This is a genomic window from Paludibacterium purpuratum (genome assembly GCF_004363805.1).
GTDB classification, from domain to species: domain Bacteria; phylum Pseudomonadota; class Gammaproteobacteria; order Burkholderiales; family Chromobacteriaceae; genus Paludibacterium; species Paludibacterium purpuratum.
The window spans coordinates 158,343-178,062 of sequence record NZ_SNZP01000008.1; the positions used below are offsets into that span (position 1 = coordinate 158,343).

The window sequence follows — 19,720 nt, forward strand, 5'->3', positions numbered from 1 at the left end:
GCAAGCCACTTTCCCCATTTGACACTGTCGTGATATAAACACCGGTTTGTCGCGTATTAACTCAGTTCTAACTAGTCGGATCAAGAGCACGCTGTCTGTCGATTAGGGAAAAATCCGCATTTCCAGCAAGAATATTGATGCGCGTCAACGACAAAATCCCCACAAAATCGTAGCAGCCCCAAGCCTTTGGCGCACTTGTCGGACAAAAAATTCCGGCCGTTGCAATTTGTTACATTTCCATTGAACACTTTTGTTGCGTCGCCGCACCTAGCGGCTGTCGACGGCTTTTTACGGATCGCGCCGACCCGCCAAATGGCGCGACGAATGCCCTGCCTTCGCCCGGCTGAGCGAATATTCCGTAGGCATTTATCTTCCGCAACGGTTGAGCCGATACGTCACACGCGCGATACTTGCAGGGTTTGCAATGCCTGGAGCAAGAAATGGCCCACCGCGTGGTGTTTGTCGAAGACGATCCGGAACTGGCCGGCCTGATCGGCGACTTCCTGTCCCGCCATGAAATGGATGTGGTGGTGGACTCGCGCGGCGATACCGCGATGGACACCATCGCGCGCGAAAACCCGGATCTGGTGCTGCTCGATATCATGCTGCCCGGCAAAGATGGTCTGACCATTTGCCGCGAACTGCGCCCGCAATTCCACGGCCCGATCGTAATGCTGACCTCGCTTGACAGCGACATGAATCAGATTCTCGGCCTCGAACTCGGTGCCAACGACTACATTCTCAAAACCACGCCGCCCTCGGTGTTGGTGGCCCGGCTACGCGCCCAGTTGCGCCATTCCGGTAGCGCGATGGCCGCACCGTCGGAGCCGGCGGCGACTTTGCCGCAAAAGCGCATCTTCGGCCAACTGACCATCGACCCGGTCAACCGCGACGTCTGGCTGACCGGCGAGCAAATCGTGCTATCGACCTCGGACTTCGACCTGTTATGGCTACTGGCGAGCCATGCCGGCGAAATCCAGAAACGCGAGACCCTACTGAAATCGCTGCGCGGCGTCAGCTACGACGGTCTGGATCGCAGTATCGACGTGGCGATTTCGCGTTTACGCAAGAAACTGGGCGACAACCCCAACGAACCGTTCCGTATCAAGACCGTACGCAACAAGGGTTACTTGTTCTCGTTGTCCGGCTGGGAGTGAGCGCACGATGCGCAAGTTGTTCATCCAGTTCTACCTACTGTTGATCGGCTGCTTCTTGGTGGCGGTGATCCTGGTCGGGGTCGTGTACAAGCAAGCGGTGGATAAAGTCGGCGAACGCTACCTGTCGGATCTGCTGCGCACCACCCTGTCGCTGATAGAAACCGAGTTGCGCGGCGTACCGCAGGAGCTATGGCTGGAGAAGCTCTCCCAGGACGATCACCGCTTCACCTTCCACGTCAAACTGGAACGCGAAAGTGCCTACGACCTGGACGATGCCTCGCGTGCCGCGTTGGCGCGCGGCGAAATTGTCATGCTGGAGAACAACTACCTATTCCTGCAGAAGATCGAAAACAGCGACTACGTGCTGGTTGCCGGCCCATTGCGCTACTTGTTCTTCCTGCACCAACTCAAGTGGTTCGATTATGCCCTGCTGGTGCTGATCGGGCTGTCGCTGGCGTTCCCGGTGTTGTTGTGGATGCGGCCCCATTGGCGCGACCTGATGACGCTGGAGCAGACCGCCACCCGGTTGGCTCACGGACATTTCACCGCCCGGGCACGGCTGCCGGAGAGTTCCGGCGTACGCCGGGTCGGGCAGGCCTTCAATCGCATGGCCGACAGCATCGCCGAACTGCTCGCCAGTAAAAAAGCGCTGACCAATGCCGTGGCGCACGAACTACGCACACCGTTGGCTCGGCTGCGCTATCGGCTGGAACTGACGGAGGACGCGGACTCGCCGGCCCATCAGGCGATGGCGCGCGACCTGGACGAAATCGACAAGCTGATCGAGGAGCTGCTGCTGCATGCCAAACTCGACCGGCCCGAGGCGCCGCTGACGCCCAGTACCTTCAACGCCGCGGGCTGGCTGGACGACCGCATTGCCGGCCAGGTGTCGTTGGCGCCCGAATTGAATTGGGTTCGACTGCCGCTGGAGGCCGATGCCGAGGCCATCACCGCCGACCATCACTTGCTGACCCGCGTGCTGGATAATTTGCTCTCCAATGCTCGTCGCTACACCAACACACTGGTACGGGTCTCGTTACGGTTGGAAAAGGGCCAGCATGTGCTGATCGTCGACGACGACGGCCCCGGCATTCCACCCGAGGATCGCGACCGGGTATTCTCCCCCTTCGTCCGACTCGATAGCAGCCGCCACCGTAGTACCGGCGGCCATGGCCTGGGCCTGGCGATCGTCGAGCGCATTGCACGGGCGCATCGCGGCCAAGTACGCATCGACACGTCGCCGGAAGGTGGTGCGCGCTTTATCTTCAGTTGGCCGGAAGGGTTGCTTTTACATTCAGTTACACGGGGAAACAAACAGCGCCTAGACGCTCCTAAGGGCGATGATTAGCATGAATCCAACATGCCGAATACCCTGCGGGGGTGTCGGCAGACCTTCACAAGAGGATTCTGCCCGATGAAAAGACGACTTGCGCCGATCACCATGGTGCTGTTGACCTGCGTATCCCTATCCGCCATGGCGGAGGATGCCTCTGCCCCGGTTCCGATCCACCGCACCACTGCGAAGCATCGCGTCGTCAAGCAAGCCAAGACCGCGACCTTGCCTAGCAAAAAAGCGGTCACCGGCGCCGCATCCACCGCAAAATAAGTTTTCTGTGCAGGGCCTGCCCTGCTTGCTTCGGAGTTCTGCATGAATTTGCGTTTACTGGGCCTGGCGCTGGCAACCCTGACCTGCAGCCTGCCTGTCGCCGCCCATAAACTCACCCACGAGCAACTGACTCTGTTTTTCGGCAAGGACGACCGCGTGCCCGTCGGGCCATCCGGCATGCCGTGGCAAACCATCGGACGCCTGCAGACCATGGGGGGCTTGCAGTGTACCGCCACACTCGTCGCGCCCGATGTCGCTCTGACCGCCGGCCACTGCTTCGTCAACCCACGCGGCCAACTCGACCCGGCGCAGGATTTCACGATCGGCCTCAAAGGCGAGCGCTACGCCAAACGCGTGACCATCACCAAGGTGATGGTCAATCGCCAACTGCTGCGCGGCCTGATCCACAAGCGCGACGGCGTCTACGTCCCGGAAAGCGTGGCGCGCTACGACTACGCCTTCATCCGTCTGGCCGAGCCGCTGGGCAATACCTATGGCTTCCTGCCGGTGTTCAGCGGTAACCGCGCCGAATTGGGCAAGGCACTGGCCAAAATCCATAAGCGCATACTCCATGCCGGCTATCCGGAAGATACCCAAGGCATTCTGATGGCGCACAAAAACTGCCTGGCCACCGAGTTGCATCGCGACGGCCGGCTCGGTCATCGCTGCGACACCCTGCCGGGCGACAGCGGTTCGCCGATGCTGGCCACCATCGACGGCAAGACCGTGATCATCGCTATCCAAAGCTCGGCGCCGAATGCCATCGATCGTTACCGCGCCGACAATATGTCGCTGATGGCGCCGGCGTTCAACAACTCGCTGCAGCGTTTCATCCAGCAAAAATGAAAGACGGGCGCCTAGGCGCCCGTCCCCGCGAAATCCCACCCCCGTTCTATTCGCCTTGTGTCTCCGCGGCATGCACGTAGCCTGCGAACACCGCATTGCCCGCACGCTCGTTGACTGCGTACCAGGGCTGACCCAGCACGCGCATGCGCGAGTTTTCGGTCGGCCGATACATGCCCTGCACGCAGTAACGCGCACCGACGAACAGCCCCACCGTCCCGACCGGATAGGCGCCCGGTGCCGTCGGCACCGGCACGTCGCGCGGAATCAGTGCCCCCCACTTACCGGTGCGTTCGGTACGGGTGGTGACATTGGGCTCCCTCGGTTCGACATTGTTGGCGCATGTGCCGTAGTCGTATTCGTCGGCGAGTCCGAACGCGGTATGGCCGATCTCGTGCAAGGCGAGTTCGATCGCCTTCTCATGCATGCTCATGACCGCGATGCCGCCACCCGAGCCGCCATATCTGGGGGAATTGGCGACCACCACGATCAGGTCGCGCGCATCGGCCGCGGTGGCGGCGCCCACCGCCTGATAAACCCGCTGGTCGTCGGCGCACAACAAGCGGGCGATGCCATCGCAATTGAACGACGAGCCCAAGGCGGTACGCTTGTAGATCCCCTGATCCGGTTCGGAAACGCCCGAATCCTGGCTCTCCACGTCCACGCGCCAGATATTGAGTTTGAGCCGGTTGGCCTTGAACAACGAATCGGCCAACAGCCCCTGGGCAATCTTCTGCGCGTCAGCCTGCCATTTGCCCTGATCGGCGCGGGCATAGCCGTCGCCGATCAAAACGACATCCATGCGCCGCGATGGCGAACCGCTGTGATAGAGCGACACAGCGCGGTGCGCCTGGCTGGGGCTAGGCACGCTGCCAAGCAGCGTTTCGATTTGTGAACGATTGAAGCGCTTGCTGACGGTGTTCGTCCTGTCCCCCTGGCCAGAAATTGCTTTGGATACCACCTGCACATACGCCAGATCTTGGCGATCCGGCACGCGCACCTCGAAATAAGTTGTCGGCCGTAGCACATCGCGTGCCGACTCGATCCGATTGGTGTCCGGGTCGAAGGACTCGGCATGCAAAATGTCCTGATTGCGCACGCTGGCGCTAAACAGCGCCTTACCGTCACGGTCGTACCCTGTCAGGACAATGTACGAAGCGCCGGTTACGGCCGGGCCGATGGATGCGGCAAACTGGCCACGCTGGGCATAGACCAGTTCATAGTCGCTGGTACCGTTGGTATTGCTCTGCTTGACGCGCAACAGCAAATGATCGGCGGCATAAAGCATCGGGCTGGCCACAGCCAGCCACAGCAGCAAGAAAAAACACTTCATTGGCAATTCCCCATTCAGGGCATGAACGAAAATGCCATGCGTCCATGGCACCCGGTTCACTCACTATACGAGGCAAAAGCCACTGTCCTGCTGGCGTTTGGTTTGGTTGTTCTTCCTCGTCTACTGAACTATGCAACGACCGTTTTAATCACGCCGCTCAGGCGGCGGCCAGTGCCTGTTTCTGTAATACGATCAACTCGGCGATGCCCTGCCCGGCCAAGTCCAGCAACCGATTCATCTCGTCGCGACTGAACGGTTCCCCCTCCGCCGTACCCTGAATTTCGATAAAGCGTCCGCTTCCGGTCATAACGACATTCATGTCGGTCTCGCAGCCGGAATCCTCGATGTAGTCCAGATCCAGCAACGGGCGGCCGTCGACGATGCCGACCGACACGGCGGCCACATGCTCGCGCAAGGGGTTGTCGCTGAGCTTGCCCTCGCGCAGCAGGCAGCCAACGGCATCGGCCAACGCGACATAGGCGCCGGTAATGCTGGCGGTACGCGTGCCGCCATCCGCCTGAATCACATCGCAGTCGATCAGAATCTGGCGCTCGCCAAGCTTGGCCAAGTCGATGACGGCACGCAGCGAGCGGCCGATCAGCCGCTGGATTTCCTGGGTGCGGCCCGACTGTTTACCGGCGGCAGCCTCACGTCGCATGCGGCTACCGGTCGAACGTGGCAACATGCCATATTCGGCCGTCACCCAGCCCTGGCCCTTTCCCTTGAGAAAACCGGGTACGCCTTCTTCGATACTGGCGGTACAAATCACTTGGGTATCGCCGAACGCCACCAGTACCGAGCCTTCGGCATGGCGAGTGAAACGACGGGTTAAGCGCACAGGGCGCAAGGCGGCATCGGAACGGTCTTCGGCTCTCATGGAGGGTCTTCTCTAGTCAAAAAATCAAACGGATTATACCGCTGGCAACCAGTAAGCGGATTGAGTCGGCACGGGGGGCTTGCTATAGTGCTGTAGCCCGGATTGCTTCACGTTGCAAAAAGCCATTCGGGCCCGACTTCTATAAAACGCCTTGTGTGGGAGCCCTAAAATGATTTTGAGTATGACAGGCTTTGCCTCGACCAATCGCGAATTTCCGGGCGGCATGCTGAGCCTTGAGCTACGCGCGGTCAACCATCGCTATCTCGATATCCAGATGCGCCTTCCGGAAGAGCTACGCATCATCGAGCCGCAAATGCGCGAACTGATTTCCAGCAAAGTATCGCGCGGCAAATTGGAATGCCGCGTCGGACTGAATCAGCTCGATAGCGGTGCACCAACGCTGGAAATCAACACCGAGTATCTGCAAGCGCTGCTCACTGCGGCAGGCGAAGTGCAACGCCTGGCAAAGGAAGGCAAGAGCTTGTCGGTCGGCGAACTGATGCGCTGGCCGGGCGTGTTGAAATCCAACCAATTGGCACCCGAGGTGCTGCAACAATTGTGCCTGGAAGGGCTGGCGACGATATTGACCGATTTCAACGCCTCGCGGGCGCGCGAAGGCGACAAGCTCAAGACGCTGTTGCTGGAGCGCGTGGCAGGCATGGAGAGCATCGTCGCCTCGGTCAAACCTAAGCTTCCGCAAATTCTCGACGCGTATATGGCCAAGCTGTCCGGCCGACTGCGCGAAGCGCTGAGCAACATCGACGACGACCGCATCAAGCAAGAATTCGCTTTGTTCGCGCAGAAGATCGACGTGGACGAAGAGCTGACGCGCTTGACCACGCACCTGACCGAAGTACGCCGCATCCTCAAGGCCGACGGCCAGGCCGGCAAGCGGCTCGACTTCCTGATGCAGGAACTCAACCGCGAAGCCAACACACTGGGCTCCAAGTCGGTTTCGGCGGAAACCACCCAGGCTTCGGTCGAACTCAAAGTACTGATCGAACAGATGCGCGAGCAGATTCAAAACATCGAGTAACCCTAGGGTTCTTCACGCTCGCAGCGCCAAGCCCGCGTAACGACGCGGGCTTTTTGTCGTGAGTTCCCGGCTGCGGGCACCCATCCTTTAGTTCAGCAGAATCGCCAGTGTCCGAACCCCTTGCCATCGACGAAGTCAGACCCTGCATTTCAACCCGACCCGTATGGACACACGATGAATTCTCTTGCTCATTCTTCGGATCTCGCGGCGGTTATCCTAAGCGCCGCACTCGAAAGACTGGTACATGCAGACAGCCTGTTGGACGTCGCGGCCAAGTTGGGGCATAAGCCGGCCCGATTCAAAAACATCATCCAGCCACGGCAAGAACCCTACCGACCGATCATGCTGGCGGAAAACGAGGCCCGCAGCCTGGTCGGGTTACTGACGCGACTGCAAGCGTCCAACCCAACGCACCGCCAGGTATTCGAGTATCTGCAAGAAACCCAATCGCCGCTGATCGGGGAATATCACGCCGCCTGGCAGGCGCCGTTGTTGTCCGCTCGTAGCCTCAACGCCATCCGCGAGCGATGCGAACTAGCGTTGCCTTGTACCCAACTCGGCTGAGCGCTTATTTCAGACAACAGTCTCGCCACTCAGTGCCAGTTGCAATGCGGCCTCGGCATGCAGGGTGGCGGTGTCGAAAAGCGGCAGCGCGCAGTCGACTTGACGGATCAACAGCGGGATCTCTGTGCAGCCGAGAATCACGCCTTGCGCACCATCGGCAGCCAGTTGGTCGATGGTGCGCAGGTACACTTCGCGCGAAGCATCGCTCAGAATACCGCGTGTCAGCTCGGTAACGATGATGCGGTGCAGCTGCTGTTGGCCCTTTGTGTCGGGCACCAGGCAGGCGATGCCATGCCGTGCCAGACGATCCTTATAGAACGTCTCGGCCATGGTGAAGTGCGTACCGAGCAAGGCCACCTCGCGCAGGCCAGCGGCCTGGATAGCCGCCACGACCGGATCGAGGATGTGCAGCAAAGGCAGAGCCGTGCGCGCCTGCACCTCGTCGAACACCTTGTGCATGGTGTTGGTCGCGATCAAGCCTTGCTCGGCGCCTGCCGCCTGCAGGCGGTTGGCAATGCCAGCCAGTTCCTCGGCGATCAAATCCCAGCGACCGAGGTCGCGCCAGTCGTGGTATTTCTGCAGATCTACACTGTAGATCAGGATTTCCGGATAGCTGTCATCGCCGGCGAGCGCCACGTAGCGCCGGGTTAGATGCAGGTAGTAGCTGACGGTGGACTCGGGACTCAGTCCGCCAATGATGCCGATTCTGCGATGGCGCATGCCGGCGCCCCTTAATGCAATGAATTTATAATATTACCACTTCCAAGACCATGGGCATGGCAGTCTCGCGGGAGACGTCAATATTGGGCTGATGCCCCCCCTATGCGCTCAGAACTGCCAGCGCGCCCAAGTGAACAGGACGTTGCCGTTGCCCTTGGAGCCGGGTACGTAGGTGGTCTGCAGCGCGAAGTGTCCGTATTCGATAGACACCAGCGGCAGGATCAGCGGTAGCGGGTAGTACCCATAATCCTGACGTGCCGTCGCCGCCACGGTGAAGCCCGCGCCGAGACGCCAGCCTTCGGCCGGATGCCAGATTTTTTCATAGCCGTAGCCCGCAATCGGCTCGACCCGGTTATGGGAATCCAGAAAAGCCATGGCATAGAACGCATGCCAGTTTCCCTGGTCGTCGTAACGATATTTGCCGAACCCCAGACCCCAGGGGTTCTCGTTGTACTCGGCGATTTTCTCCGCAGTGTACATGCGGCGGTTATGCCAGGTGTGCAGCGGCAGATAGAGTTCGTAACGATCCGAATCCCAGGTCTGACTCGCCTCATTGCGCACCTGTTGCCACCAGCCACTGTCGGTCGACGACGTGGTGCCGGCAGAAGCGGGGGCAACGGAAACAGCAGTCGCTGGCGAGGAGGCGGCTGGCGAGGAAGCGTCGGCCTTGGCGACGAGTGGCGCCGTCAGTAGGCAGGCGGCACTCAACGCGACCATCGGCAAGGAAAAAGAAGAATGAAACATGACACCACTTGATATTCGATTTGTGCACAAAGGATGAGCCGGCGCGATGCCGAACCCAGTCGACCTAAAAACAGGGTAAGAGCATCAATTTCTCGAATAGTTCAATAAAAAATGTAATGTTATTCGTTATTCAAGCCAAAGACGTGGATTCTCGACATCCAACACGCCACTTTGCAGGCTGGTGCACAGCGGGAACAGCGTCGCGTACAAGTAACGCATACCCCGTTCCGGCGAGGGAAAGTCGGCATCGGGTTGCTCGCCGACGAACACGATGTCGCAAGTGCCATCTTGTAGGCCATAACCTTCCACCAGGTCACCGCCCAGGATCCGACAGGCCTGTTGTTGTCGGCCATCGCACCAGACCGGCGCAAGCTCGGCCAAGGGCCGAACGTCATCCGACTGAGCCAGTTCGAGGCTCAAACCGCCGTGCAGCGTTTGTAGCGCATACGCGCTGATCGGCGCCATCGCCAGCAAGGAGGCATAGCGATGCATATCGCTCAGCGGCAGAGATGGGGAAAAGCACTCGTTCATCACACAACGCAACAGATTCTCGAGGGCGCTTTGCTCGCGCCCGTTGCCCAGCCATTGGCGATGAAATGCCTGCCAGCGCATGATCAGCGACTCGACATGATCCGGATCGAGCACTGGCGGGATCACCTGAAAGAAACGCAGCACGTCGAGATCGATGGCTCGCGCGACGAGCACATGTACCTTGATGGAAGGAAGATGTTGATGCAATCCTTCGGCGAGAATCACTTTCATGCGATGCCCCTGGGAGCCGCTCAAACGTGAGCAGCCAGATGATTATTTTATAGTTGGTACATTTTCAATTTGTAGCAAAAATTAATGATAAGAAAACCGATTTTGTTCGAAAAAGACTATCCGTATCGCAATGATCGCCCCGAATCCAGGCGATCAGCCATTCTGGTAAACCTGCAGTCCCTGGTCGAAAATCACGCCCGACAGCTTGCCGTGCAATGCCAGCTTGCGAATCATCTGCGGCTCCTCGCCCGAGACATGGCTGAGGGTACCGCGAGCAAAACCGTTGATGGCGAGAAAATCATGCCGGCGCAGCCCGGCGCAAGCGCCTGCCACCGGTCCGAAGCCGAACGGCAGGCCGGCGACAAGGTCTTTGACATGAAAAGAGGGCGCCGGCTCGATCGACGCGCCGTTTTGCGCGTCGACGAACCCGATCGGCCAATGACCCACCAGGCCCAGATCGGGCCGTGCATTCAGGCAGTCGATCAGTTGACGATCGAACCCCGCGGGGAAGCCAACAATGTCGTCGTCGATTTCGATGATGAACTCGCCCCGCGCCTCGGCGAAAACCTGCTTGTAGAATTCGATGCCGATATTGCCCGCGCCGAATAGCACCCGATCGACCGGCTCCTCCTGCAACACCTGCCGCGTTTCCAGCAGATCGTCGTTCACCCCGACAATCACCTCGACATCCGTTTCGACAAGCGCTGCCCGCAAAGCGCGCAGGGTGTGGCGCAGCAGTGCCGGGCGGCGGTAGGTGAGCAGCACCACGGACAGACGGCATTCATCCCGGTAGTGTTCCAGCCGCCAACGATACGCCGCCAACTCCGCGGCCTCGGCGGCATAGCGCGGCGAGCCCGACTGTGCCAGAACTTGATCGCACTCCTTCGGCAAGCCGAGGTACAACAACATATCGAGCATTGCCGCCACTGCCGCCGGATCCTGCGGGTGTGCCTGATAGATCTGCAGCATCGGATCGATGGCGAAGCCGGCCAACTCGGCAATCGGCAGCCCCGCATTGAAGTACTTGAACACCGACGCCAGGATGGCGTAAACCGCCGCGATCTTGCTGGGGTCTCCCAGCGCGACTTGCGTCAACACCTCGCGCGCCTGCGGCAGGCGCTGAGCCGACAGCAGCAGCATGGCATACAGCAATAGCTCGTCGTTCAAATCGCCGTCGAGGCCGAACACCCGGCAGACAGCGGCGCGAGCGGCCAGAGGGTCCTCCCCGTGCCGCCGGGCATACTCGGTCAATGCCAGGACATGCTCAAGCTGATGGTTGCCTGGCGGGGTCGGCAGCTCATTCACACGGCGTCGTTTCGCTATTCAGAATGAAGCGAGCGATAGCCGCGGAATCCAACTCGCCATCGCCCTGCTCGACCAACCGCTTGATCAGGCCGGTAACGCGCTCGGCCTGCGGCAGCTCGATACCCAGCTCATGCGCGCAATCCAGCACGATCCCCATGTCCTTAAGGTGCAGGGAGGCTTTGAAACCCGGCGCATAATTGTCGTCGATCATCCGCTGACCATGTACGTCCAGTACCCGGCTGGCGGCGAAACCGCCCAGCAAGGCCTGCCGCACCGGAACCGGATCGACACCGCAAGCGCGTGCCAACTTCATCACCTCGGCCACCATCGCCACACCGACACCGACGGCGATCTGGTTACAAGCCTTGGCGACCTGCCCTGCCCCCGAATCGCCGATGCGAGTGATGGTCTGCCCCATGGCGGCCAACACGCTCCGGACGCGCTCCAGCGCGCTTTCCTTGCCTCCCACCATGATGGTGAGCGTGCCATTCACGGCGCCCACCTCACCCCCGGAGACCGGGCAATCGAGGAAATCCACGCCATGCGCGGCCAACTGCTCGGCGATACGCCGCGCACCGAACGGCGCGATCGTGCTCATATCGACGCACACCAACCCTGGTCGGGCACCCTGCACACACCCGTCTTCGCCCAACAGCACCTGCTCGACATCCGGCGTATCCGACAGATTGGTAATCAACACGTCCACTTCGCCGGCCAATTGGGCCGCACTGTCGCACCAGGTTGCCCCGGCATCCAGTACTTGGCGCGCGCGCTCGGGATGGCGCGCCCAGACTGCGACCGGAAACCCGGCACGCAACAAATTAAGGACACAGGGCCGCCCCATGATGCCCAGGCCGATGTAACCGACTTTCAACATGATGTATTCCAAAAAGAGGTGGAGATCATTATATCCAACAGAAGAATGATAGGCATTCAGGAGGAAGGCAAAATGGCGGGGCCGGGTGGCGCAAGCCAGGCATTCAACTCGAAGTTCTGCCCCGCTGCCTGTTTTTCCAGGTAATAGACAAAAGCCAGTACCTCGGCCACGGCCCGATACAGTTCAGGGGGAATCTGCTCGTCGAGGTCGACCTGCATCAGCAACGACACCAGCTCGGGTGAATCGTGCACGAACACGCCAGCTTGACGGGCGCGCTCGATGATACGCTCGGCCGTCTGGCCATATCCCTTGGCCACCACGCGCGGTGCTGGCGCGCCTTCTTTGTAGCTCAGGGCTATTGCCGAGAGACGCGCGGGATCAGCTTTCGGATTGGGTTTCTTCATTCTTGATCGACAGAGTGGCCAGATCCAGGCCGGCCGCAGATAGACCGTCCACCAGTTTCTGGCTGTGACGTTGAATCATGCCGCCAGCGGCGGCTTCTTCAGTAACGAACGAGACCTGAACGGCCTTGCCGACCAGGCGAACCCGGGCGGAAACGCCCCCCATTATCGGTAGGTTCAACGACAATTGGGAGGTCCAGGCATGTGCCTCGCTCTCGCCATGCCCCTGACGCTCGTCGGTCTGTTCCGACTGGATCAGCATCTGCATCGGCTGACCGGGCCAGGCGAAGCCCTGCAGCGGCACTTGTTGCCCCTCAAGCGCATTGAGCTGCCGCTGTACCATATTGCCAAGCTGGGGCAGCACGCTCGCGTGCGCCTCCGGCGTATCCTGCGCCAGCGTCTGGCCAAGCTTGGCCTGCGGCTCCTGCTGCAGTTGCGATAACGGCAGCTTGCCTTGATCCCAAGCTTTCAAATGCGATTCATAGAACAGGCCGCTGTTTTCCACGCCCTGCTTGAGCGAACCCGCCACCTGATCCGGATGCTGGTCGCGCGCATTCAACGCCACCGGCTCGCCGGCTTGCGCCGAAGACTGTTTCAACAACGGATTCGAATTGGCCCCGGCGGCGGCATTCTTCAGCGCAGTTTGTGCGGCATCGAGGCCGGGCTTGCCATTTTGCGCAGCCGCATCCGGTGTCTGCGCCTTACCGGCCCCGCCGGCCCCACCTGCTCCGGCACCGCCGGCATCGTCCTGGTTGGCCGCGGATAACAAGCGCGTCAAATAGCGCGAGGCCGGGCTTAGATCGACCTGAACCGAACTTTCCTTGCCATCCGCACCCGCCTCGCTGTCTTGCAAAGCGAAACTCAGCCCGGGCTTCAGGCTGACGACCCGCAAGTTGAGCGTGTCTCCCTTGGGTTGGATCCCTGGCGGCAGCGTTAGCGTGAACAAGGCGTTCTTGATCAGTACGGCGACCTGGTTGTTGCTGAGTTGCTCGGCAATACGCGCACTCACCTGCTCCCCAAGCACCAGATTCGGCAACTTGGCGGGCAGGATCGTGGCGTCGAGCAACGCCCGGTCGCCCTCGGTCAGTAATTTGAGAGGGGAAATAGCGCCAGGACTGAGCGGGCTCGCGAGGTTGGGTGGTTGAACGGGAATCATGAAGTCGAGTTATTTCGATACAGCGACAGGATCAACTCGGCCTCGCTGCGCGAGATGCCGCAACGATGTGCCACATCGGCGGCCCCCATGCCCTGGCGGATCAATTCGATCGCCTGTTTGTACGGCGAGGCGGCGGCCCCATCGGCCATCGGCTTGGTTTGCTGACGCTCCATCCTGTCGGCCAATTGCAGAAGATCGCGCTGCTGCACGCTGATCTGGCGTTGTAATTGCTCGATGTAAAGCGCGGTGACGCGATCGCCCTCGCGCTCCAACCGGCGTAAACGGCGATGGAAATACCATGCTTGCGCGAGAATCACACCGAACATGATGGCATTACTGGCGAAGAGAGCGAGTGCGGACATGGACAACCTCCCCAGGCGATCTTTCTCTGATTCTAAGAGGCCTGCGGCAATAACCCAAGGAAAAGACCCGGCAGGACGATGAACGGCTAGCGGTACGTCATGCGCAGCCGCCGCTGCTGTTGGACGGAAGACAACTCCTCGCCCAGTTCGTCCCGGCGGGCTGCCATCAGCGTTTCGATCCGGTGATTCTTTTCCAGAGCTTGACGGAAATCGCCTTCCAAGTCGGGAAAATGGCGCAACAACGCCTCGCCGGCCTGCTCGATGAGCACCACCATCTGCGCTTCGCGCGCTTCGAAGACCAAGAGAAAATCCTCCCAACGCCCTTGCTGCGCTGCCACCAGCATGGCATCGGTATAAGTGACGAACTGCTGAGCCGTCTCGCGTAGGGGATTCATTTCCATAGTCGATGCCTCCGTCGTCAGACCGAGGCTTGCGGCCGGGAGGCTTCGCCGGCATGCTGCGTTTTTGCCACCTCTTGCCAAGCGGGCAGGATCACGCCCAGCAGGTTGGCCACTTCGTCGAGGATGTCCGGGTCGTTCTTCATATTGGCCACGCCGAGCCGGAACTTGACGTAGATATACAGATCCTCGAGGTTCAACGACAAATTGGCATCATGCCTGTGGTCCAACGCCACGCGCAGACCTTCGACAATATCCGATGCCTTGTTGATCATCTGCGTCTTCTCGGCATGCCGTTCGTTTGCCATGAGCACTTTGGCCTGGTTGATGGCACGGATGGCCCCCTCGTACAGCAGCACGATCAGCCCGACGGGGCTGGCACCATACACGGCGACCTCAAGCGCGTCGTCTTGATAGGCCTTTTTCAACTGCTGCATTGCCAGGGTGTTCTTCATGTCTACCCGATATTCCTGATTACGATCCAGGCTAAGGGCACATGTAGTGCCCCCTGCCCGATATTATTTATTGGCTGTCATCGACGACAGCATGGAGGTCAGCGAAGTGCTGGTCTGCTGCATCCTCATCAGCGAAGAGTTGAGTTTGGTATACAGCGCCAGATAGCCGGCCTGCACAATATCCATCCTCGTCTTTTCCTGGTCGACCTTGTCCTTCACCGCCTTGCTCTGCGAATTGAGCGTATTGGTTCGCGTGGTAACCAGCCCGGTCGGTCCGAGAAAATTATTGATGGTGCTATTGAAACGTTGCGCGAAGCCATCCTGGTTGCTGTTGCCGAACAGGTTGGTCACCGCGGTCGGATTGTTGGTGATCGCGGTATTCAGTGCCGTCGCATCCAGCTTGAGCTTGCCGTCTTTTTGCAGCGAAATCCCGGCCTGTGCCAAATAGGCGATGGTGTTAGAGCCATCCGCACCGGAAATCGGCGTATTGAGAATCTTGACCAGTTCGGTCTGCAAATTCACCAGGGTGTAGTCACCCTTCAGATCGCCTTTGTATAGGATGCTGGTATCGTTGGCGACCTTGTTATAGGCGTCGACAAAACCTTGTACCTTCGCCTGGATCGCCGCGCTATCCGAGGCCACGGTCATGGTGGTGGCACCGCTCTGGGTCAAATTGAGCGTGACGCCGTTGATCGCAGAGGTCACCGTATTGCTCGAGCTGGTCAGCGTGAGGCCGTTGACGACCAGGCTCGCATCCATGGCGCTCGCGGTCAGGCGGTTATCCGTGATTTTTCCCGTGCCATCTACGGCGGCGGCGGCATTGAAGCTCATGAACGACAACGCCGCCTGCCCACCGGAAGTCGACGTGCTGAATGCCTTGTCCGCCCCCACCGAGTTGCCGGTCAATACCAACCGGTAAGGCGTGGCGCTATTATCGGCCTTGACCACACTGGCACTGACGCCGATACCGGCGGAATTGATGCTATTGCTGATTTGATCGAGCGAGCTATTGGCCGCGAGGGCTACCGTCGCCGTTTTGCCATCGCCGAAAGTGAAGGTCAAGGTATCGGCGCTGTTGCCAAGACTCGCGGTTTCGTTGGCCAGCCCAGTGAATGCCAGGTTCTGTGCGGTCGCCAAGTTGTTGACCGTCACGTTGTAGATGCCCGGGTTGGCCGACGACGTAGCGGTGGCGGTCAACACCGCCGTATTGCTGCTGGTCGCCTTGAATGTATTGATGAACTGCCCGGAGGACAGCGAGGACAAGGTGCCTTGAAACGCCGTCAGATCCGAACTCAACGCGCCAAGGTCCGAAATTTGGCTGCTATAAGTCGAAACCTGCTGATTCATGCGATTCAAGGGCTGTTTCGCAACATTCATCAATTGCGAAACAAGCCCTTGCACGTCGAGCGGACCGGTCGACGAGGTGATAGAGGAACTTGCCATCAAACTCTCCTGCCTGAATGACCACGATACGGATCAGGCACTGTCTTTGACCAATAATCCCTTGAAATCGTCGATGGCTTTGGATAGCCGCAACACATCCTCGGCCGGGATCTGGCGAATGACTTCGTCGGTAGTACTGTCGGTCACCTTGACGACTCTGCGGCCAGTCGAAGGATCAACCGAAAATTGCAGCTCAGTATTGAACAACTTGGCGGTCTCGTTCAAGTGATCGACCGCGCTGTTCAATGCCTTTTCGTCGACTTTCTGCTTCTTGGTGCTATCCGCCTGGGTAGACGCATCTTGGCTTTGCCCGACGGCACTCACGGCTGCCGCGGTTTGAGCTTGCACCGGCGCCTGTTGCGTGCTGGCCGCCGCCTGGGCGGGCGGCTGAACGGGCTGCGGCGTGGGCACCAAATTGCTCAACAATGGGTTCACTTGCATGATGGCCTCCTATCGCAAGACCAACATCCGATAACCGGATGAAGTCTTGAAGTTGCACTGCCTTCTTCCTGACATCATGCACTGTCAGAAAGGCTAGGCTGGCTACACTGGGCCGATGCTGCGATTCCCTACCGTCTAAGGGTTCGAGCAAATTTTATTTTCAATTCAAAGCCGAATAATAGCCGCACCATTTCTTTCGGGCATGCGCAAATGCAGCCCGCCTAACTCTTTATCGGCAACCCACAGCATAACTTTAGGATCGTGTGCATTTTTTTTCTGTTTAATTTATGCCACGCCCTTAAAACGAAAATAGCCACGAAACGGTAAGGAATCGTGGCCCAATTGCTAACCCCAGGTTTTTTAGCCCCCCTTGAGCAGGGTCAGTGCAGCCTGCGGCACCTGGTTGGCCTGGCTCAAAATCGCCGTGCCTGCTTGTTGCAGAATCTGTTGCTGCGTCAGGTTAGCGGTTTCCGACGCGAAGTCGGTGTCGATAATGCGCGCCTGGGAATCTTTCAGGTTTTGCACATAGTTCGACATATTGGAGATCACGGCCTGGAAGCGGTTTTGGATTGCGCCCAGTTGCGAACGGTCGTTCGAAATGGTGTTGATATCCGCATCCAGTGCCGACAACACGGCCGAAGCGTTCCCTGACGTAGTGATGTTGATGGTGCCGGTCGCCGTCAGGCTGTTGGCGTAGCTCGCCACACCCGAAGTCAGATCCAGACCGCTGGCCACCACCTGGTTATTGGCGACACCCGACGCGCCGATCTGGAAAGTGATCGAGTTACCGCCGGACAACAGCAGCGTGCCGTTGAAGTTGGTGGTCTGAATGATGCGGGAGATTTCCTGCGTCAGTTGATCGACTTCACTTTGCAGCTGCGAGCGGTTGGTGTTGCTGATGGTTCCGTTGGCGGCCTGCACCGCGATCTGACGAATCGTCTGCAGATTATTCTGAATTTGGCCCAGCGCGCCTTCGGCAGTCTGCGACAGCGAAATACCGTCGTTAGCGTTGCGGATACCCTGTTCATTGCCGTTGATCTGCGTCGTCATCGACTGCGAGATCGCCATGCCGGCAGGATCGTCTGCCGCGCTATTGATCCGTAGACCGGACGACAAGCGTTGCAGCGAAGTTTTCAGAGATTCGGTAGACGAGGAAAGATTTCGCTGCGCGTTCAGCGAAGCAATGTTGGTATTGACATAAATTGCCATTATTGTTCTCCATCGAGTCGGGCTTAACCCGGCGGACTTTGCCAGCACTGCACTAGCGAGACTGTCATCCTTCCGTTTCGACGGAACTCCATTGAGCATACCCCAAGGAGATCAGACAGCCATTCCAGGTACCGCCTATCATGGTGAACAATACAAGCAGAATCGCATAGACGCAAGCTTTGCGATAAAAATGGAGAGTCACCACGACATGTTGTCATGTCGCGGTGACCAAATTTACATCAGATTAACCCTTGAGCAGGGTCAGTGCGGCCTGCGGCACTTGGTTGGCCTGGCTCAAAATCGCGGTACCGGCCTGTTGCAGAATCTGATTCTGCGTCAGGTTCGCGGTTTCCTGCGCGAAGTCGGTGTCCACGATACGGCTGCGCGAGTCGGCCAGGTTTTGCACGTAGTTCGACATGTTCGCCACCACCGCTTGGAAGCGGTTCTGAACGGCACCCAGTTGCGAGCGGTCGTTCGAGATGGTGTTGATGTCCGAATCCAGTGCCGACAGCACTGCCGAAGCGTTGGCCGAGGTGGTGATGTTGATGGTGCCGGTCGCCGTCAGGCTGTTGGCGTAGCTCGTCACACCCGAGGTCAGATCCAGACCGCTGGCCACCACCTGGTTATTGGCCACACCGGACGCGCCAACCTGGAAGGTGATGCTCTGACCGCCCGACAACAGCAGCGTGCCGTTGAAGTTGGTGGTCTGAACGATACGCGAGATTTCCTGCGTCAGTTGGTCGACTTCGGTTTGCAGCTGCGAACGGTTGGTGTTGCTGATGGTACCGTTGGCGGCCTGCACCGCGATCTGACGGATCGTCTGCAAGTTGTTCTGAATTTGGCCCAACGCGCCTTCCGCGGTTTGCGCCAGCGAAATACCGTCGTTGGCGTTGCGGATACCTTGGTTGTTACCGTTGATCTGCATGGTCATGGTTTGCGAAATCGCCATGCCGGCAGGATCGTCCGCGGCGCTGTTAATGCGCAGACCGGAAGACAAGCGTTGCAGCGAGGTCTTCAGGGAATCCGTCGAGTTCGACAGGTTGCGCTGCGCATTAAGCGACGCAATATTAGTGTTTACATAAATAGCCATTTTTGATCTCCATCGAGTCTATTACCCGGCGGTAACTGCCTCAGCGACCCCCACCGAAGGCGGATACAAATCTTCCGCGCCTATCCTCTTATCGGCAGGGGGGCCAGGAACTTTAGATAAAAACCTATTTTTTTCGTATTTGATTTGAAATCAAGCGCCTCGCCTTGTCACCAAGGCGGGGCGCGGGGGGCTGCAGTCAGCTTTGCGTTAGCCCTTGAGCAAGGTCAATGCGGCCTGTGGCACTTGGTTGGCCTGGCTCAGAATCGCGGTACCGGCCTGTTGCAGAATCTGATTCTGCGTCAGGTTGGCGGTTTCCGCCGCGAAGTCGGTATCCACGATCCGGCTGCGCGAGTCGGCCAGGTTTTGCACGTAGTTCGACATGTTCGCCACCACCGCTTGGAAGCGGTTCTGGATCGCGCCCAGCTGCGAACGGTCGTTCGAGATGGTGTTGATGTCCGCATCCAGTGCCGACAGCACTGCCGAAGCGTTACCCGACGTGGTGATGTTGATGGTGCCGGTCGCCGTCAGGCTGTTGGCGTAGCTCGTCACACCCGAGGTCAGATCCAGACCGCTGGCCACCACCTGGTTATTGGCCACACCCGAAGCACCGACCTGGAAGGTGATGTTCTGACCGCCCGACAACAGCAGCGTGCCGTTGAAGTTGGTGGTCTGGACGATACGCGAGATCTCCTGCGTCAGTTGGTCGACTTCGGTTTGCAGCTGCGAACGGTTGGTGTTGCTGATGGTACCGTTGGCGGCCTGCACCGCGATCTGACGGATCGTCTGCAAGTTGTTCTGAATTTGGCCCAACGCGCCTTCCGCGGTTTGCGCCAGCGAAATACCGTCGTTGGCGTTGCGGATACCTTGGTTGTTACCGTTGATCTGCATGGTCATGGTTTGCGAAATCGCCATGCCGGCAGGATCGTCCGCGGCGCTGTTGA

Annotated in this window: 23 protein-coding genes; 6 read left to right on the forward strand and 17 right to left on the reverse strand. The window is 59.1% G+C overall.

The features are described 5' to 3' along the window. Positions 1–440 precede the first annotated feature (440 nt). The 4 genes from rstA to DFP86_RS11295 all read left to right on the forward strand — a co-directional run bounded on the left by rstA (position 441) and on the right by DFP86_RS11295 (position 3,609). Positions 441–1,157 carry a two-component system response regulator RstA gene (gene rstA, locus DFP86_RS11280; RefSeq protein WP_133681232.1) on the forward strand — a complete coding sequence of 239 codons (717 nt, stop codon included), beginning with the start codon at positions 441–443 and terminating at the stop codon, positions 1,155–1,157. Positions 1,158–1,164: 7 nt separating this feature from the next. After that, positions 1,165–2,505 (forward strand): two-component system sensor histidine kinase RstB, encoded by a 1,341-nt coding sequence (gene rstB / locus DFP86_RS11285; RefSeq protein ID WP_133681234.1) that lies wholly within the window; start codon positions 1,165–1,167, stop codon positions 2,503–2,505. A 66-nt stretch (positions 2,506–2,571) separates the two neighbouring features. After that, positions 2,572–2,763, forward strand: coding sequence for a hypothetical protein (locus tag DFP86_RS11290; RefSeq protein ID WP_133681236.1), 192 nt, complete (start codon positions 2,572–2,574; stop codon positions 2,761–2,763). A gap of 42 nt (positions 2,764–2,805) precedes the next feature. After that, positions 2,806–3,609 carry a trypsin-like serine peptidase gene (locus DFP86_RS11295; protein ID WP_133681238.1) on the forward strand — a complete coding sequence of 268 codons (804 nt, stop codon included), beginning with the start codon at positions 2,806–2,808 and terminating at the stop codon, positions 3,607–3,609. A gap of 46 nt (positions 3,610–3,655) precedes the next feature. Here DFP86_RS11295 and DFP86_RS11300 read toward each other — a convergent pair whose 3' ends face one another. Next, positions 3,656–4,939 carry a M64 family metallopeptidase gene (locus tag DFP86_RS11300; protein ID WP_133681240.1) on the reverse strand — a complete coding sequence of 428 codons (1,284 nt, stop codon included), beginning with the start codon at positions 4,937–4,939 and terminating at the stop codon, positions 3,656–3,658. Between the two features lie 157 nt (positions 4,940–5,096). Continuing rightward, positions 5,097–5,816: a ribonuclease PH gene (gene rph / locus DFP86_RS11305; protein ID WP_133681242.1), complete on the reverse strand. Its 720-nt coding sequence runs from the start codon at positions 5,814–5,816 to the stop codon at positions 5,097–5,099. 169 nt (positions 5,817–5,985) lie between these two features. Between rph and DFP86_RS11310 the strand changes: the two genes are divergently transcribed. Both DFP86_RS11310 and DFP86_RS11315 read left to right on the forward strand, forming a co-directional pair. Next, positions 5,986–6,852: a YicC/YloC family endoribonuclease gene (locus DFP86_RS11310; RefSeq protein ID WP_133681244.1), complete on the forward strand. Its 867-nt coding sequence runs from the start codon at positions 5,986–5,988 to the stop codon at positions 6,850–6,852. A 174-nt stretch (positions 6,853–7,026) separates the two neighbouring features. Then, the gene (locus DFP86_RS11315; RefSeq protein ID WP_133681246.1) at positions 7,027–7,416 is read left to right on the forward strand and encodes a hypothetical protein; all 390 of its coding nucleotides are present in this window, start codon (positions 7,027–7,029) and stop codon (positions 7,414–7,416) included. Between the two features lie 9 nt (positions 7,417–7,425). On the opposite strand, the gene DFP86_RS11320 is transcribed toward DFP86_RS11315, so the two are convergent. From DFP86_RS11320 to DFP86_RS11390, 15 genes are all read right to left on the reverse strand, one after another. Beyond that, the gene (locus tag DFP86_RS11320) at positions 7,426–8,136 is read right to left on the reverse strand and encodes an aspartate/glutamate racemase family protein (protein WP_133681248.1); all 711 of its coding nucleotides are present in this window, start codon (positions 8,134–8,136) and stop codon (positions 7,426–7,428) included. A 108-nt stretch (positions 8,137–8,244) separates the two neighbouring features. Beyond that, entirely contained in the window at positions 8,245–8,880 is a 636-nt protein-coding gene (pagP, locus tag DFP86_RS11325; RefSeq protein ID WP_133681250.1) for a lipid IV(A) palmitoyltransferase PagP, read from the reverse strand. Between the two features lie 126 nt (positions 8,881–9,006). After that, entirely contained in the window at positions 9,007–9,642 is a 636-nt protein-coding gene (locus DFP86_RS11330; protein WP_133681252.1) for a hypothetical protein, read from the reverse strand. A gap of 153 nt (positions 9,643–9,795) precedes the next feature. Then, entirely contained in the window at positions 9,796–10,947 is a 1,152-nt protein-coding gene (locus tag DFP86_RS11335) for a glycosyltransferase family 2 protein (RefSeq protein ID WP_133681254.1), read from the reverse strand. Next, the gene (locus tag DFP86_RS11340; protein ID WP_243729369.1) at positions 10,940–11,824 is read right to left on the reverse strand and encodes an NAD(P)-dependent oxidoreductase; all 885 of its coding nucleotides are present in this window, start codon (positions 11,822–11,824) and stop codon (positions 10,940–10,942) included. The genes DFP86_RS11335 and DFP86_RS11340 overlap by 8 nt, the downstream gene beginning before the upstream one ends. A gap of 56 nt (positions 11,825–11,880) precedes the next feature. Next, complete coding sequence (locus DFP86_RS11345; protein WP_133681256.1) at positions 11,881–12,228, reverse strand: EscU/YscU/HrcU family type III secretion system export apparatus switch protein; 348 nt, start codon at positions 12,226–12,228, stop codon at positions 11,881–11,883. Then, the gene (gene fliK, locus DFP86_RS11350; RefSeq protein WP_133681258.1) at positions 12,203–13,381 is read right to left on the reverse strand and encodes a flagellar hook-length control protein FliK; all 1,179 of its coding nucleotides are present in this window, start codon (positions 13,379–13,381) and stop codon (positions 12,203–12,205) included. The genes DFP86_RS11345 and fliK overlap by 26 nt, the downstream gene beginning before the upstream one ends. Next, entirely contained in the window at positions 13,378–13,743 is a 366-nt protein-coding gene (locus DFP86_RS11355; RefSeq protein WP_133681260.1) for a DUF2802 domain-containing protein, read from the reverse strand. Before DFP86_RS11355 ends, fliK begins: the two co-directional genes overlap by 4 nt. 86 nt (positions 13,744–13,829) lie before the next feature. Beyond that, positions 13,830–14,144 (reverse strand): flagellar protein FliT, encoded by a 315-nt coding sequence (locus DFP86_RS11360; RefSeq protein ID WP_133681262.1) that lies wholly within the window; start codon positions 14,142–14,144, stop codon positions 13,830–13,832. Between the two features lie 17 nt (positions 14,145–14,161). Then, entirely contained in the window at positions 14,162–14,596 is a 435-nt protein-coding gene (gene fliS / locus DFP86_RS11365; RefSeq protein ID WP_133681264.1) for a flagellar export chaperone FliS, read from the reverse strand. 63 nt (positions 14,597–14,659) lie between these two features. Continuing rightward, complete coding sequence (gene fliD / locus DFP86_RS11370; RefSeq protein ID WP_133681265.1) at positions 14,660–16,039, reverse strand: flagellar filament capping protein FliD; 1,380 nt, start codon at positions 16,037–16,039, stop codon at positions 14,660–14,662. 33 nt (positions 16,040–16,072) lie between these two features. Continuing rightward, a complete protein-coding gene (locus DFP86_RS11375) occupies positions 16,073–16,480 on the reverse strand; it encodes a flagellar protein FlaG (protein ID WP_133681267.1) in 408 nt (135 codons plus the stop codon). 360 nt (positions 16,481–16,840) lie between these two features. Further along, on the reverse strand, positions 16,841–17,689 hold the full coding sequence (locus DFP86_RS11380; protein WP_133681269.1) for a flagellin N-terminal helical domain-containing protein: 849 nt from the start codon (positions 17,687–17,689) through the stop codon (positions 16,841–16,843). A gap of 244 nt (positions 17,690–17,933) precedes the next feature. Next, entirely contained in the window at positions 17,934–18,779 is an 846-nt protein-coding gene (locus DFP86_RS11385) for a flagellin N-terminal helical domain-containing protein (RefSeq protein WP_133681271.1), read from the reverse strand. 207 nt (positions 18,780–18,986) lie between these two features. Further along, positions 18,987–19,720: flagellin N-terminal helical domain-containing protein (locus tag DFP86_RS11390; RefSeq protein ID WP_133681363.1), on the reverse strand; the 734-nt coding region annotated here is incomplete at its 5' end.